15 protein-coding genes are annotated in these 14,974 nt (G+C 48.0%); all 15 read left to right on the top strand.

Annotation, left to right across the window (positions count from 1 at the left end):
- Positions 1-344 precede the first annotated feature (344 nt).
- The 15 genes from SH451x_RS17750 to SH451x_RS17680 all read left to right on the top strand — a co-directional run bounded on the left by SH451x_RS17750 (position 345) and on the right by SH451x_RS17680 (position 14,939).
- A complete protein-coding gene (locus tag SH451x_RS17750; protein WP_479358338.1) occupies positions 345-2,981 on the top strand; it encodes a hybrid sensor histidine kinase/response regulator in 2,637 nt (878 codons plus the stop codon).
- A gap of 104 nt (positions 2,982-3,085) precedes the next feature.
- Entirely contained in the window at positions 3,086-3,850 is a 765-nt protein-coding gene (locus SH451x_RS17745) for a DUF3891 family protein (protein ID WP_479358337.1), read from the top strand.
- A 503-nt stretch (positions 3,851-4,353) separates the two neighbouring features.
- Complete coding sequence (locus tag SH451x_RS17740) at positions 4,354-4,776, top strand: hypothetical protein (protein WP_479358336.1); 423 nt, start codon at positions 4,354-4,356, stop codon at positions 4,774-4,776.
- A 164-nt stretch (positions 4,777-4,940) separates the two neighbouring features.
- Positions 4,941-5,537 carry a hypothetical protein gene (locus SH451x_RS17735; RefSeq protein WP_479358335.1) on the top strand — a complete coding sequence of 199 codons (597 nt, stop codon included), beginning with the start codon at positions 4,941-4,943 and terminating at the stop codon, positions 5,535-5,537.
- 321 nt (positions 5,538-5,858) lie between these two features.
- The gene (locus SH451x_RS17730; RefSeq protein WP_479358334.1) at positions 5,859-6,656 is read left to right on the top strand and encodes a hypothetical protein; all 798 of its coding nucleotides are present in this window, start codon (positions 5,859-5,861) and stop codon (positions 6,654-6,656) included.
- 399 nt (positions 6,657-7,055) lie between these two features.
- Complete coding sequence (locus tag SH451x_RS17725) at positions 7,056-7,535, top strand: hypothetical protein (protein WP_479358333.1); 480 nt, start codon at positions 7,056-7,058, stop codon at positions 7,533-7,535.
- 103 nt (positions 7,536-7,638) lie between these two features.
- The gene (locus tag SH451x_RS17720; protein ID WP_479358332.1) at positions 7,639-8,037 is read left to right on the top strand and encodes a hypothetical protein; all 399 of its coding nucleotides are present in this window, start codon (positions 7,639-7,641) and stop codon (positions 8,035-8,037) included.
- 96 nt (positions 8,038-8,133) lie between these two features.
- Complete coding sequence (locus SH451x_RS17715; protein WP_479358331.1) at positions 8,134-8,700, top strand: hypothetical protein; 567 nt, start codon at positions 8,134-8,136, stop codon at positions 8,698-8,700.
- A 128-nt stretch (positions 8,701-8,828) separates the two neighbouring features.
- The gene (locus SH451x_RS17710) at positions 8,829-9,209 is read left to right on the top strand and encodes an acyl carrier protein (RefSeq protein WP_479358330.1); all 381 of its coding nucleotides are present in this window, start codon (positions 8,829-8,831) and stop codon (positions 9,207-9,209) included.
- Between the two features lie 686 nt (positions 9,210-9,895).
- Positions 9,896-10,363 carry a low molecular weight protein tyrosine phosphatase family protein gene (locus SH451x_RS17705; protein ID WP_479358328.1) on the top strand — a complete coding sequence of 156 codons (468 nt, stop codon included), beginning with the start codon at positions 9,896-9,898 and terminating at the stop codon, positions 10,361-10,363.
- Positions 10,364-10,571: 208 nt separating this feature from the next.
- Positions 10,572-11,243 carry a metallophosphoesterase family protein gene (locus SH451x_RS17700; RefSeq protein ID WP_479358327.1) on the top strand — a complete coding sequence of 224 codons (672 nt, stop codon included), beginning with the start codon at positions 10,572-10,574 and terminating at the stop codon, positions 11,241-11,243.
- Between the two features lie 81 nt (positions 11,244-11,324).
- A complete protein-coding gene (locus SH451x_RS17695) occupies positions 11,325-11,780 on the top strand; it encodes a hypothetical protein (protein ID WP_479358326.1) in 456 nt (151 codons plus the stop codon).
- A 134-nt stretch (positions 11,781-11,914) separates the two neighbouring features.
- Entirely contained in the window at positions 11,915-13,231 is a 1,317-nt protein-coding gene (locus SH451x_RS17690; protein ID WP_479358325.1) for a hypothetical protein, read from the top strand.
- A gap of 274 nt (positions 13,232-13,505) precedes the next feature.
- Positions 13,506-14,024 (top strand): exonuclease domain-containing protein, encoded by a 519-nt coding sequence (locus SH451x_RS17685; RefSeq protein WP_479358324.1) that lies wholly within the window; start codon positions 13,506-13,508, stop codon positions 14,022-14,024.
- A gap of 225 nt (positions 14,025-14,249) precedes the next feature.
- A complete protein-coding gene (locus SH451x_RS17680) occupies positions 14,250-14,939 on the top strand; it encodes an acyl carrier protein (RefSeq protein ID WP_479358323.1) in 690 nt (229 codons plus the stop codon).
- Positions 14,940-14,974: the final 35 nt, after the last annotated feature.

Here is a 14,974-nt window from a genome sequence, read left to right as displayed (position 1 = left end):
GTTCTTAAGGCAAAGTTGCCAGAACGGAAGACTCTTGTCAAAACATTGGTGCGGCAAAACAGGTTCGAAAGCCTGGACGGTATTTGATGAAAGGAAAATGCCTGCTGACTTCTGCATACTGAACAGTTGCTCCGGTGGTTGCCATCATGCCTTGTCGGAGGCGTTTTGCGGGCGATAATACTCTTGCGATTAGACATCGCCTCTGATTGATAGCTGCGAGTATACTAAGCACCAGAAACACCGTTATCGTACGCGTAACAATTTTGGCTTATCGCCTTTGCCTTCTTGCTAACTGGTCTTCGCTGAACAAAAGTATCCTTTGCTTACCTAATATAGGACGTTCGATGAGAGACTTCTTCAGCACTCAAAAAAATCTCCCCTGGCTTAAGACGCTGGCCGGGCATCGATATGTGTTTGCAATGTTGGTCATTTTTGCAATATTGATCGCGCAGTGGGCAGTGGATTCGTATCTGGGGCATCAGTATTTAGCAACATTTCTGCTCTTGGGGACGATGCTTTCGGCGTGGCAAGGAGGTTTTGGGCCAGCCTTGGTTGTCGGGCTTTTAGGACTTCTAGGAGTGAACTACTTGTTTCCTGCGCCTGGTAAGGGAGAGTTGGCGGGACTCGTGCTCTACCTGATGATAGTTCTTGGGATGGGCCTCGTTGGTTCTGGTATTTCGAATGCGAGGCGAAAGGCCACTTTAGAATTTGAGCGACTCCAGGCAACTCTCTCAAGTATCGGTGACGCCGTGGTGGTGATCAATCGCGCGGGAAAGATTATCTCGTTCAACGCAGGGGCGAAAGAGCTTACAGGTTGGACGGCTGACGAAGCGAAAAGTCAGCCTGTTGGAAAAATACTGGCACTGTTTGACTTGAAAACGAACGCCAGAATATCCGTTTGCACGGCTCTAGATATCGAGCAATTTTCCGCTTACCCAGAAAAGCCATGTTTGCTGCAATGTCAAGACGGTACATCACGTACCATCGAGTATACGGTTGCACCCATTTGCGTGACGAACACTTCGTCGGACGGCTTCGTTTTTGTTTTTAGAGATATTACAGAACGATGGAATGAGGAAAAACTCTTGCGATCCAGCGAACGCAAGTTTCGACATATGGCAGATGCTGCTCCAGTGCATATCTGGATGTGCGATGATGACCAAGATTTCTATTGGTTCAATCGCTCCTGGCTGTTGTTTGCAGGAACTTCGCTTGACGAGGCAGATCGGGACAGCTTTTATTCAAGAATACATCCCGACGACGTGGAGGGTTTTACGAGAGTATTCGATCAAGCCTTTTCACAGCGAGCTAATTTTACTCGAGAGTTTCGACTGCGAAGGCATGATGGCCAATACCGATGGATTCTTGACCATGGGGTGCCCAACTGGGATGCACAGACATTTGTGGGCTACATAGGGTCGTGCGTTGACATCTCAGATCAAAAACTGATCGAGCAAGCCCTGCGGGAAAGCAATATGCGTTTCAGCCAGTTGGCTGACAACATAGCGCAGTTGGCTTGGATGGCCAACGAAGTCGGCGAGATCACGTGGTACAATCAACGTTGGTTTGAAACAACAGAGACTACTCCGGAACAAATGAATGCTACTGGTTGGCCATGTGTGTTGCACCCAGACCAGAGCGGTGCTGCATTGGAAAGAATGCAAGCGGGCTTCTCATCCCAAGAAGCGTGGAGCGATACATTTTTGCTCCGCTGCAAAGAAGGCTCGTATCGCTGGTTTCTTTCGTACGCGATCCCAATTCGAAATTCCGAAGCAAAGATTACTCAGTGGTTTGGGACTTGTACCGACATAACCAAGGAGAAGGAGAACTCGGATGCTCTGTTAGAGCTTGCGCAGCGTCTGTCGGAATCAGATCGGCTCAAGAACGAGTTTCTCGCGACCCTTGCGCACGAGCTTCGGAATCCACTTGCCCCTATCAAGAATGCTGTGCAGATTCTTGAAATGATGAAGCTCGATAAGGAAGTGGAGGAATTGAGGTCCACGATGTCGCGGCAAGTGGAGCAGTTGATTCGCCTCATTGATGATCTCATGGACGTCTCAAGGATTAGCTGTGGTAAAATCGTTCTAAAACGTGAGACCGTTAATCTGGCGTCGATCATCAATTCTTCTGTTGAAGCTTCACGAACGATGATTGACGAAAACGGGCAAGCTCTCAATATTTCCCTGCCTTCACAGGAGATTTTCGTCAATGTCGATCCTGCACGTATAGCGCAAGTTGTATCGAATCTCTTAAACAACGCTTCGAAGTATAGCGCAAGCAACACGAGTATTACCTTAACCGTCAGAACCGAGAGCGGGTCGGCCGTGATTGAAGTAAGAGACCACGGGATCGGAATTGCAAGTGAGCAGCTGACTAGTATTTTTGAGCTGTTTTCGCAAGTGAATGATTCGCTTGAACGCGGTTCTTCGGGGCTTGGTATTGGACTAGCGCTGGTGAAGAATCTGGTTGAGCTGCATGGCGGAAGTATCACGGCCAAGAGTGAGGGCTTGGGGCTCGGTAGTACATTCAAGGTGGCGTTGCCTGTGGTCATTTCCACGGCCAACTTGCCCGGAAAACAAGTTGAGGATTTCGTGCCAATGCGTAATCTTCAAATTTTAGTCGTCGAAGATCAGAAGGCTTTGCGACTAATGTTGTCACGCCTGCTAGAGAAAATGGGGCATTCCGTTGTCGCTGTTGAAAGTGGCGAAGAAGCTTTGGACAAGCTACATCACTTTAAGCCGGATGTGGTTTTTTCAGACATTGCAATGCCAGGTATCTCTGGTTACGAACTGGCGACAAAACTTCGTCAGCAATTTGATACCGCGTCGTTGTTTCTTGTTGCGATGACAGGTTTCGGGCAAGAATCAGATCGTATCAAGGCACTCCGTTCCGGTTTCGAACTACACCTGGTTAAGCCCGTCGATGTGAGTCGGCTGAAGGAAATATTCTGTCAACTGGACAGTCCTGTAAGACAAAGTTGAAGGCGGAACGTTCAGTTAAGTATTGTCGATCACTCATGCTTAAATTAGCTTGCAGGTTCTGCGATCGATCGTCGGCATTTTCCCACCACTTGGAAGTTATTCAAATGATAGTTCGTAGTGTCAAGCATGGCTGGCGGGTTGTCTTTCATTCAGCTCATGCACTGCTTGCCCAAAGTCTAGCCGCAGAATTAGCAATTGAAGAAGACCTACCGTTCTGGTGGCAGACCCAAGTTGCGATTGGAATACATGATGATGGAAAGGAGCCGTTCTTGCCCGACAAGCATGTGTATCTAAGCGATGCGCGCGCTCCGCTCGACTTTACGCTGTCGACGATGGAAGCGAAAGATCGCGTCACGGATGCACGGACACAGATCTGGGAGGCTGTAAAGAAGCACCGCTGGATTGGACTGCTCGTGTCGCTACATAATCACGTTTTGTACGAACATGAACCAGTCAGCAATGAAATGCGGCTATTGCTCGACGAAGAATCGGAACGAAGAGCCAGTGTTTTAGCGCAGCTCAATGTTACTGCCGAGCAACTGAGAACGTCTTATGATTGGATGCATTGGTGCGACCGTTGTTCTCTCATACTTTCGGGCAATGATATCCCCGCAATGCAAAGGCACGTGGAAATCATCACTAACTCGCAAGGCGTTCGTTATGACTTGCACGCAGATCGGGAAGGAACGTTGCATGTCGAGCCTTGGCCGTTTCGACGTAGTCAAATTGCGCTCGCGCTGGAGACTCGCGAGCTGCGGCAATTAGCGTTTCCAGACGATGCTCAATTAGCCAAATCACTCCGCGACGCGACTGTTGAAGAGGTTAAATTTCGTTTCGAGGAACTCGGTGCCGAAAGTCAGCAAGGCTGACATATCCGTTTGTATCCCGACGACGGCGACGCTTATTGCCTGCAGGAGAACGCAAATGCGTGCAAGGGCCAATCAATTGTAAGCTTTATCTATTGCGAGTTCGCCTGGCACGCCTTCGGCTTACAAAACTGTCCGCGCAGCGTGCGCCTTCGTACAAGATACTGTGCCTGAAGTTACGAATTGAAGTGGAGGCAACATGTGGTCAAATCTCGCCCGTTTAAGCCCAGGGATTCTGTGCAGATTTTGCTAAATCGTTGTCGGATGCCACCGACGCCAATTCCGATTCGATATAATTACAGCGTCACCCACGGGAACGAAGTCTGGACTGACGGTGCACATAGCATAACACGCGGATAGGCGATCAGCTTTGTTCGCCGTTGGCATTTGACGTGTCGGCAACACCGGAGTTACCGATCGGACGTATCGTGAAATCAAAATCGCTGGGCGGCGGACTGTTTATTCGGATCGTTGTCGAGCGTGAAGTTTTGTGGATTTAATCGCAAGTGAATCCGTACCTGCCACCTGAACCGATTTACGATAGAAAATCTCGCTGGTCGAGTCTTGCTCGTTGTTTTGACTGGCGGGCTATTCGTGCTCGACTACAGAATAAACCTGCTTTTGCAAACGGTCACCCGATAATTGTCAATGGCATCGCATTCTTTATCGACCCCTACGACAGGAAGACGCTTTATGCGGGGTCACCCTCGGACGATCGGTCAGACGAACGATTGAAATTCATTGTTAAAGAAGTGCTTATCTCGCTTCCGATTTTCCTTGACGGCTACGCAGACTCCAAACCTCAAGTTAATAATCGACGACTTGTTGTGCGATTAACCTTTGATTACGGCGGGATTTTCTCAGACTATTTCCGGGCTGTAGAGATTTTGCCCGCTCCGCTGGTCTCACAGAGTCTGTATGGTGAATAAAGAAAGGTATAAGCAAAAGTGCGAATCACCTTTACCGGAGCCGAGCAATAGTTTCTCCAGAGTGGCTGATAGCCGAGCGCTGAAAACTTAAGGGCTGCCAGCGCTTTGCCAAACCAACAATCGCGCCGGGGTACTCAGTTTTCCAATCTTCCCAGGAAAAGTCAATGAAACGATTTTCAATTCTCAGCGTCTTGTTTTGGTGTTTCCAAATATCATGTCTCGCAGACGAGCATTACCAAAACGCTGCTTACGGAGTAGAGGCTAAAATTGTCGGTGACTGGGAGATCGTGTCGACGGCAAAGCTAGATGTTGACTTACGCTCTCTATCTGATGAGCAATTATCGGAACTCATTCGAGGTAAATATTGTGTTCTGCACCTGAGGAAGGGAGACACGAAGACTGCTCCTTCAATTACCATCGACCTGATGCCACTCACGCGGTCGAAGTTTCAAACAGCTTTGGAGCATGCTGAGTCATGGAAACGCGGCGCAATATCACGGGGAGAGACAGTTGAGCAAGGACCGGAAGCTTGCAAGATAGGTGAAGCAACCGCTGCTTCAATTGTGATCACTCGTTCTGCTAACAGTCGTTCCTTTACGACTTACCAATACTTCGTTCGTCGAGCGAGGTCGATCGTTTTGATAACCGGTATTGTGCATCAACCTGCCGATGAATCGACAACCGATCAACTCACTAGGATGATTGAGAACATCTCAGTCACTGAAGACGCAGATCAACCCAGTCAGGCGCAGACGCCGTAAAAACATATCTGCACAGGAGCGATTTTTGCTGGAACGGCTTGTCACGACTTGTCAGGATTCCAAGAAAACAGGTTGCGAACTTCGTTTCTAAACTTGACGATCCCAAATCAGGTCTGAAATGCACTATACTCTTCATAAAATGCACATCGTTTGGTCGGGACGAAGCCGACAACGCTGAAGGGGGCAAGCAGTGCCAGTCCTCCCGAAGACGGCCACAACCAATAGTAAGGTAGATAAGGCAAACCGTTTTTTAACAACTGAACATTTGCGATTGTGTCGACTTAACGTAAGTCGTCTTTCGCAGTAACCGAATGCTCTCCGATGGACGCACAACTTTTCATCCTGACGTTAGTCAACGACGCATGCCGCGAAATGAAGCTGCACGACAACTGGCGATCACCGTCCTGGACAGACGGCCAATGTATTCGCGCTTGTGTGCTGCGTCTCGAGCGGGGAGACGCTTCTGCTTGGCTTGAATTTCAAGAGCGCCTTGATTCTGATCGCGAGCTTACAGTCGCTGTACGATCGATCCTGCTGGAGCGGTACGCGGTATTCGAAGTGTCGGAGACGCAGGACGTCACTTTGAACTTGCCCCCAGATATCGAACTGTTCTCAATCGCAGACGAAGAACGCTTTCTTCGGTCGCTCAATGTTTGGGACCGTGAACCGCTTGCTGTTTTTCCTGATCCGGCCGTGCGTTACGCTCCCCAATATCCGCATCTTTACAAAACAGGGAAGGCGGAGAAATTCCTCGCGCCGTCCAAAAAGTCGCATTCCGAAATTATGTATATCGAAATGAAACCAGGATTGGCAGGCCCTGCACGTATCGGGCGGGTGACGTTCTCCAACACACGTAAAACGATCTATTACGATGGCAGAAAACTTCAATCATTGAATGGTTCCGGCTACAAGGCTAACTTTTATAACGTCGAATCAGGCATGTGGTATTGGGTTTCAAAATGCCGAAAGGATGGCAACGATGCGTTATATCCCGCAACGGTTGAAATAGATGACGATGTCCGCGAAGAATACTGGGCGGACATTCGACAAGAACCTGAGAACAAACACTTGACCAAGTTTCGTTCGCCAGGAAAATACTCGAAGCGAAAACCGTGTTAGGAAAGCTATAGGATGAAATCGGTTAACGAAGCTCGTGGGGGCGTCGACGCCCAGGCTGCTAATCAAAAAGTAGGGCACAAGCACTTGGGGGGCTCGTAGGACGCCAGATGCTTTGTAGAGTTGCCAAGCACTTCGGGACTTGGCGTAGGCAGATTACGAGCGCTAGCTTTTCCAGAGTGCTTTCGCATCGTATTCTTACCTCGATACTGATTCATTTGGTATGTTGACTGTCGCGGGGGGCCGGAAAAGAATAACAGAGGACGTGCATCCCACATGATTACGCCAGTCGTTGGGCGTACTGCGACGGAGTCGGTGCCTCGGGCGATTTGAGGTCAATGCATCTTGCACCGGCTGCCTGACGCGTGTTGGTTCTTGTTGAAATTTGCGTGAGTCGTAAATTTGGTTACACAATCAGAAGAAAATACTGCTCGCGTCGCTCGATCGATTTTGGTTGAAACGGAAGTTTACGAATCTTGCCTTTCGTCCCCGCTTCTTCCCTCAATGCTGTATTCGCTGGAAGCTTTCATTTCTCAGCTTTTTCACGAGATTGGAGTGCTCAAAAACGACAGTCTTGACGGAATCTATGCTGAGGTCGTTGAGAAGCGTGGGGAATTTGAAATGCGCGTAATCGGGAATTGCATTTTTGTCGTTGATCAGTGCCTTACTCCAATTGACGTTCGGTTTTCAGTTGCCTCCGATCGAGACGAAATTGATTGGTGCGAATGTAAGCTTGGCGAGATGGGACCGAACGGCATGGTGAGGACGCCCTACGGTGGCAATATTCGCATCGTTTGGGATCGCTTGAATGAAATAGAATGGTGCTATCACTTTGGGTATGGCCAAAGCAATGACACGCATGACCTCATTACCAAGTCCTGAACCCAAGTCAGTGATGATGCATTTAGTTACGTCACTAATATGCTCCGCAACTAAGGTAAGGCTGCTGCTCGTTGTGTATGGTTTTTGAACATTCGAGAAAGCGATGATCACTCCAGTAATTGGTATACAAGTCCGTCAAGACAAGCCAGTCTTTTCGAGACGTCAGTCGTTTGCAAAACAGTGGTATTACCGCGTCGTCGATTGGGCGACTGGAAGACGCTTTCGAACGGAAATAGAGCTTGGAGCGGAGTTGGACTCCTTGTTTCGCCGTGTTTGTAGCTGTCAAGACCGACGACATCTGCAGAAGTTGCTTGGTAGACCCGACTTTGCAGTTGCGGGCATGTCCTACCAAATTGAAGAAAAGGACGGACAAACAATAGCCCCCGATATCGTGGAATGTTATTCGGTATCGCGAATGCAAATCGAAATTTGGTATTATCAAGGACATGTGATGTCGATGACCGCTTTTTTGGTACCTAGAACGAATAGAAAGTGTCGCTAGTCGTTCGCGATATCGCTGAGCTGTTTGCCACAATGTCCTCGCTGGCAAGTGTCGAGTTCAACTGTGTGGTTTTGGTCGTTCTTTTGGAATAGCTAGATGAAAGAATTGTTACAGACGATATCGCGGCTCTATGTTGATGGAATTTCTGAAGCACTGAACAACCTTCAACCGCTTGACAAGCTCTATGTAGCGTTCGTTCCCTACTTCGGGTGGGACGCTTATCCGTCAGATCACGCGGAGCACGGTCAAAGAATTTACGCGGTCCCTTCAAGCTACAGATATAGCATTGAAAGGAAGCATGCTTCTGTCGAAGCAAGAGAGTATTTTCTCTATGGTTGGGGGGAATTCATTAACGGCGCAGGAACTGTCTCAATTGAGTCAGAAGAACTCTATAAAGCCCTGCTTCAGTGGTACGAATACCAACAATCAGACAACTGCGATATCGATCAGTATGAATGTTTGCGGATGATCGGCAGCACGTTAGCAGATGCTTGTATGTCATTGAATCTCAGAAAGTGGAGCTCTGATTACTACACTGACGATTTTGTAGTGTTCACCGATTGCATGTCAATGGAAAAGCACGAACATGGGCTTGCACATTGTGTACCCGATCAATGGATGAAAAGGATGTTGGCAGAAGGCATGTTTCAAAATAGATTTTGAACGGCATGAACCACCATGTAACCGCTATATCAATCTGTTTGGCTTGAGTAACATTAATCGTCGGAGTTCGCTGAACTCTATAGTTGTGTGCCCAACATCAGAAGATCCGACTGCGAAAGGAAACATAGATGACCGTATCGTCTAGCACTCCCGGTGGATGGCCAGGACGCTGTGTTCTCTGTGGTGCAGATTTCCACGTTGAATTCTCCGATCCCGGAAACGACGCGACTTGTCCGAACTGCGGGCACTTGATGATCGAATCTGTCGATCTCCTCAATAAATACAAATCGTTCATTCAGCGGGCACATGGGGGTTCAGTTTTCAAACTTGACACTCCCCTAGAAAACCTGTCGATGGACTGCGACGCGCTGAAAAATATCGAGTTTGTAATGCAACTTGAAGAGGAGGTTGGAGTTTGGATTTCCGAGGACGAAGCGGCAAGCATCCATACCGTTGGAGATGCAATTCGGTATATTTTGGAATATCGCCGTCGCCAAACCGAGACGTAACAACGTGTGCACAACGGACGGAAGTGAATGAACGACGAGTTGTCGAGATTCAAATCTCAGGAACTATTCCTTTCACCGGCGGTAAAGTGAGCGCCGCAACTACGAAGTGATGCGTGTACTGAAAACCATCGTTGAAATTGCATGCGAGATTGGAGGTCGCGGATGTGTTGTTTGCGCGGAGTTGCTCTAAGCAGACAGTCCCGCTGTTCGCATGGAAGACCACATCAACTAGCATCGTCCAGATGGTTCAGAAATCCGCACCGCTATTAGTGGACTCGGAATGATTCGAACGACCGAGCGCAAGAGTCTTCCGTTACTTCTACGGAGTAACATTCACAAGGATGAGATTCCTTCTGGTGCCATCTTGATGATTCACAAGGAATCGCCTTACGACACGAATGCTTCCCTATCGGTGATACCGTTGGAATAGTCGAAAGCCATAGCAATACGCGTGAAAAAAAGGGAACCATTTCCGAAAAGTCAGGGAGTATGCGAAATAGAATATGGCAGTATACAATTCAGGCAGCAGATAAATGAGATCTGGGTTGTCCCGGTGCGGTAGACCTTGCAATCGTTGCAGAAGCCACATAACAATCATTTGTGTATAACCGCGGGCCGGACATACTCGACTATTTTCAATCTAACTTGCTGCCGCCAGATGAGTAGGAGGCCATTCTCGCTATATCATGACAAAAGACGATTGGCCACGTGAAAAGAAATGGAAGCATGTTTACACTCGAACCAACAAATTGCGCCGTGCGAAACAGCTTGGCTTCGAGTATCCGCCGGTGAAAGAAACTGAGATGCTTGACCAAGAGTCAGTGAAGATCTTATTCGTTTGCTCAAGGAACCAGTGGCGCAGTCCAACTTGTGAGAAAGTTTACGCAGGCAAACCACTTGTGAGTGCTCGGTCCTGCGGCACAAACAAGAATGCTCGTAGAAGAGTAACTCTAGTTGATCTATTTTGGGCTGACATCGTCTTGGTGATGGAAGAGAAGCATAAGCAACGATTATTAGCCGAGTATCCCGGTGAAATGCGATTCAAAGAACTCCACGTTCTTGACATTCCAGATAACTACAAATTCATGGACCCTGAACTGGTCAAGGAGATCGTTGCCGCCGTAGATCCTATCCTGACGAAAAACGCTACTTAACTAAATGGTGGCGATCCTCTCATATTTATGCGTCGTGCTATTGAACATCTTGTGTACAAACTCTGTCAATCTTATTACGTACGCCGATCTGCCGTCGGCGATTCACTTCTTTTTGATCATCGCTGAAGATTGACAAAAGAAGAACCCGCTCTACGGTGCTCACGGATTTCTATCATGCAATTGAAAATAATGGCGGATTTAATATAAGATGGTAAGTCGCACCCTTGCAATTGGTGATGTTCATGGTTGTTATCGTGCACTAGTGACACTGCTGGGTATGATTGCGGTAACTTCAGCTGATACGATTGTATTTCTTGGCGACTTGGTTGATCGCGGACCATCCAGCAAACAAGTTGTTGACCAAGTGTTGTCACTTGGAAAAAAATGCAAAGTCGTTTTGATTGGTGGTAATCATGAAGAAATGATGCGTAGCGCAATCTCCGGCCGAGGGTTCTTCAACGCTTGGCTCGAAGCAGGAGGGCAAGCGACGCTCGATTCATACGGCGGCTCAATCGATAACATTCCGCCGGAGCATATTCGCTTACTAGTCTCAAGTTCATCGTTCTACGAAACTGGAACTGAGATATTTGTTCACGCTTGCCTTGAGTCGGATGTGTCGATGCCAAACCAGATGTCTGACTTCTTGCGATGGAAGCATATAGGTGGCTCGGAGCAGCCGCACGTTTCGGGAAAACGTGTCGTTTGTGGTCACACGGCACAATTAGACGGTATACCACTTGTGTTCGACGGCTGGGTTTGCATTGACACCTATGCGAATGGCGGGAAATGGCTTACCTGCCTCGACGTGGATGCTAATATGATCTTTCAAGCTTCAGAGAATGGCGACATGCGTGAATTTCCTCTCTCGCGATACGCATGATGAAGAGATGAAGGTGAGCGATCTAATGAAGAATCGGCCAAATGTGGAAGAGTCGCCGCAGCTGTCGTTAATGGCTAGTGTATGACGAAAACTGACTACATCGCTCAGATGGGCGAGCCCACGCGGAAAGCGGCCATTGCCGTGCTTGTTCCCGCTGCGATTCTCTGTTGCGGCTGTTTCGTAATGGTCGTCGCAGTTGCAACAATGGATATTCCTAACGTACCGATTGGCTCAATTATTGGATGCATTGTCCTTTTAGGCGGTCTTGCTTTTGCGTCAAGCTGGATGGCCATACGGCTGATTCGGCGGGAGCGAGCCGTGAATGGGATAACTACTATGCCCGAGCGGTTCATTCAGGCATGTGGCGTCTTGTTTTTGCTTGGAATTGGGTTTCTGGCAATACTGGATCGAAATATATGGCTCGTTGGGGAGGGGCTTGGTGTCGCTTTCGCAATGATCACGATTCGATCTCTGATTCGAAATGGGGCATCAGATTCGGTACCAATTCTTGAAGACAACACAGACGATGCTTTATAATTTGGCGTACCCTTCGTATTCACTCTCGTGTGAAGCATTCCTGCAGCGAATCCGTGCAGGAGGCGTTTTTAATCGCTTGATTTTCTTGACCGAATCCCTATTTTCGCAACTGTTCATCAATTAGGTGCAATTGATTGAGTTACATCGATACCGAAACAGTTTCAAAGCAAAACGCCAGCGACGCCCGCTTCAGAAACTTACGCATGTTCCCCCGTCGACGAAACAGGTTGTTTCCCCTTGCGCAATGGTTTGCTCTATTCATCTGCGCGTTTGTCGTTGGGTGCGAGCAGCCGTTCCTGAACGATGAAAATAACAATCCAACGACAACGAGTTTGAACTACGGCGTCGGCATCGAAGAGGTAACGGAAGCCCAGGCCCTCAACTTCGCAAATGACCTGGAACAATCGATTAAAAAGCTCGACCAGAAAGGTGCTGATGAGCTGGTTGATATGAAGCTAATTTACGACCTCGTTTTTCGTACGGTAAACTATCCAGAGCAAGTGAAACAAATTTACCTTGAGGAAGCTTCCAATCAATCCATGATGGCCTCGGTGATCTCACAAGTGCAAGACCGAGGGACTTATCAATTTCTAAAGCTAAAGAAGGCGGAAAATTCATACCATCCAATATTCAGATTGGTTAACCGACACGGCGGCTTTTGTTATCACGAATACAAATTGACGCTTACTGAGGACGCCATGCCGGTCGCGAGTGACTTTAAGTCGACGGCGCTGGGCATCTGGACGCAAGACGATCTATTGAGCAATTTGGCGTCACAGATTCAAGTCAGAGGTAGGACGATCGAAGTAAGCGAATCTGGCAAATTGTTTTATGCACACTTAGCCACATTCAGCAAGATGACCCAAGCAGTAAGGTTTAATGAAAAGCTCGAAGAATCGCTGAAAGAGTTTCGAACAATCCCTGAAGAACTGCAAGCGGAACAGCGTTATCTCATGTTGGCACTTGATATTGCAGGTCGTATTTCTGGCGAAGAACTTGCAGTCGAAGTGGAGCGATTCAAAAAGTACAACCCTGAAAAATCTATTCCAGATCATGTTCTGTTAGACTTATCTATCCTGCAAAAGAATACGGACGAAGCTCTCAGGTGTATTCATCGTATCGATGCTATGATTGGCGGCGATAACTTTCTGGACTTACCTCGCGCGAAAGCGTTTCTCGTGTCTGACCGATTGAACGAAGCTCATGAAGTAATCGAGCGCGTTCGAATTGCCTTTCCAGACATATATGCAATCTACCGGACAGGCCTAGTGATTGCAGCTAGACGACGTGAGTTTCGACAACTAACGCAACAATTTCTTGATATTGAACAAAGATTTGGGCACTCGATCGACATAGAAAGTGTCTTGAGTGACGTCGAAATGAGCGAGTATACCGAAAGTCCCGAGTTTTATGAGTTTCAACAGTTAATTGAATCTAGGCAACACGAGTAAACTGACTTTGGCCGAGGGCGAATCGATGAACGACGCTCAATCGCTACCTGATTGCCTTAAAGCAGGGCTGTGCGTTCTCTTGAATCTGCGAGCTCTAGAATTAGTGTCTTCCATGTGTTAGGCTTTTAAAGAGTATGAGTGATCTTGTCTAACGCAATTCGCCATCACTGGCCCTGCGTCGCCCAAATTAAGTTGACGACTCCTGCCCCAAAACAAGTACTTGTTCGAGTCGTTTGTTCCCTGCACCAGATCCGAATACAGGAGACCAGTTCACGTGCCCTACGTCATGGTTGATGTTGAATCCGATGGCCCCATCCCCGGCGACTATTCCATGATCTGCTTTGGTGCGGTCATTGTTGAGCCCGAGCTGAATCGAACGTTTTACGGAAAACTCAAGCCGATTTCTGACGCTTTCATTCCCGATGCTCTGGCAGTCAGTGGCTTCACTCGCGATGAATGCATGGCATTCGATGAACCAAAAACCGTTATGGAGCAATTCCACTTTTGGCTCAAAGAAAACTGCAAAGGTAGAACGCTTTTCGTGTCGGACAATAACGGGTTCGATTGGCAATTTATCAACTGGTATTTTCATCACTTCCTTGGCAGCAACCCTTTTGGATTCAGTTCTACAAACCTTGGTTCGCTCTATAAGGGAATGCAGAAGGACACATTTGTCAATTTTAAGCATTTGCGAAAAACGAAGCATACGCATAATCCTGTGGATGATGCTCGCGGGAATGCAGAAGCCTTGTTGCAAATGAAGGAAATGGGACTCAAAATCAGTTTTGCCTAACGCTGAGATGTTAGCGAACATATGCATAGACCAATGCTGTGTATCCTGAAGACTCGTCCGAGGATTGGAAAACGCGGATCGAGAATTCACTGTTAGAGTGTAAGTACGAAGTGTTCGACTAGTCTGGACCGAGCGTTTAGTTCACTTGCAGGTGTCCGCAAATTTGGCTCATAACTTTTTTCAGGCGCGAATGGGGCACTTGCTACCGACTTGTTAGCTTAAATCATGGGACTTGACGGTGTTGAACTGGTAATGAAGGTCGAAGATCACTTTGGCATCACAATTCAGGACTCAAGTGCTGAGAGGATTCGCACGGTTGGAGATCTTGTCAATTTGGTCTTTGACCGCATAAAGGTGGCTCACAGTTCGCACTGTCCTACGCTTACCGCATTCTTAAAACTTAGGACAGCTGTTCGTGCGACAACCGGCAACGATAATTTTCAAATTCGACCTCGCGACAAAATCACCGAGACTCTAACGGTCGTTCATCGACGTGAAGTATGGAAACGATTGGAGAAACTGCTTGGCACATTGCCACGACAACTTCAACGCCCCCCAATCCTTCGAACGGCTTTGGCAACTTCAGCAGTAGCCTTGCTTCTTAGCGCGCTATGGGTTGCGGCCGCAATTGATTTCAAGGTTTTCCCACTTACACTTGTGGTTGCAGGCTTTGCGATTTTCTGCCTTCACATTCTGACTGTCCGTTTTCGCGTAACGCCTCCACGTAACTGGGAAACATTCGGCGACGTTGCCGCCAAAATCGCCGGAACAAGCATGGCAACAAAGCAACTGGACCTTAGAACGGTCGATGATGTCTTGGGCGAACTGCGTCCGATCATTGTTGAAACACTTGGTGTCGACGAATCAGAGGTCGAGCTTACCACTCGCTTCATCGAGGATCTTGACCTAGGATAGCAAATAGCCGAACAAACGGGCGAGACTAAGTGTTA

The organism is Njordella aestuarii, assembly GCF_056494165.1.
Note: the sequence above shows the minus strand (reverse complement) of the source record. Positions and strands in the feature narration are given on the sequence as shown.

What these genes read in the sequence shown, in the direction of transcription:
- SH451x_RS17750 (WP_479358338.1), top strand. Translation starts at nt 345, where the DNA reads ATGAGAGACTTCTTCAGCACTCAAAAAAATCTCCCCTGGCTTAAGACG.
- SH451x_RS17745 (WP_479358337.1), top strand. Translation starts at nt 3,086, where the DNA reads ATGATAGTTCGTAGTGTCAAGCATGGCTGGCGGGTTGTCTTTCATTCA.
- SH451x_RS17735 (WP_479358335.1), top strand. Translation starts at nt 4,941, where the DNA reads ATGAAACGATTTTCAATTCTCAGCGTCTTGTTTTGGTGTTTCCAAATA.
- SH451x_RS17730 (WP_479358334.1), top strand. Translation starts at nt 5,859, where the DNA reads ATGGACGCACAACTTTTCATCCTGACGTTAGTCAACGACGCATGCCGC.
- SH451x_RS17720 (WP_479358332.1), top strand. Translation starts at nt 7,639, where the DNA reads ATGATCACTCCAGTAATTGGTATACAAGTCCGTCAAGACAAGCCAGTC.
- SH451x_RS17715 (WP_479358331.1), top strand. Translation starts at nt 8,134, where the DNA reads ATGAAAGAATTGTTACAGACGATATCGCGGCTCTATGTTGATGGAATT.
- SH451x_RS17710 (WP_479358330.1), top strand. Translation starts at nt 8,829, where the DNA reads ATGACCGTATCGTCTAGCACTCCCGGTGGATGGCCAGGACGCTGTGTT.
- SH451x_RS17705 (WP_479358328.1), top strand. Translation starts at nt 9,896, where the DNA reads ATGACAAAAGACGATTGGCCACGTGAAAAGAAATGGAAGCATGTTTAC.
- SH451x_RS17700 (WP_479358327.1), top strand. Translation starts at nt 10,572, where the DNA reads ATGGTAAGTCGCACCCTTGCAATTGGTGATGTTCATGGTTGTTATCGT.
- SH451x_RS17695 (WP_479358326.1), top strand. Translation starts at nt 11,325, where the DNA reads ATGACGAAAACTGACTACATCGCTCAGATGGGCGAGCCCACGCGGAAA.
- SH451x_RS17680 (WP_479358323.1), top strand. Translation starts at nt 14,250, where the DNA reads ATGGGACTTGACGGTGTTGAACTGGTAATGAAGGTCGAAGATCACTTT.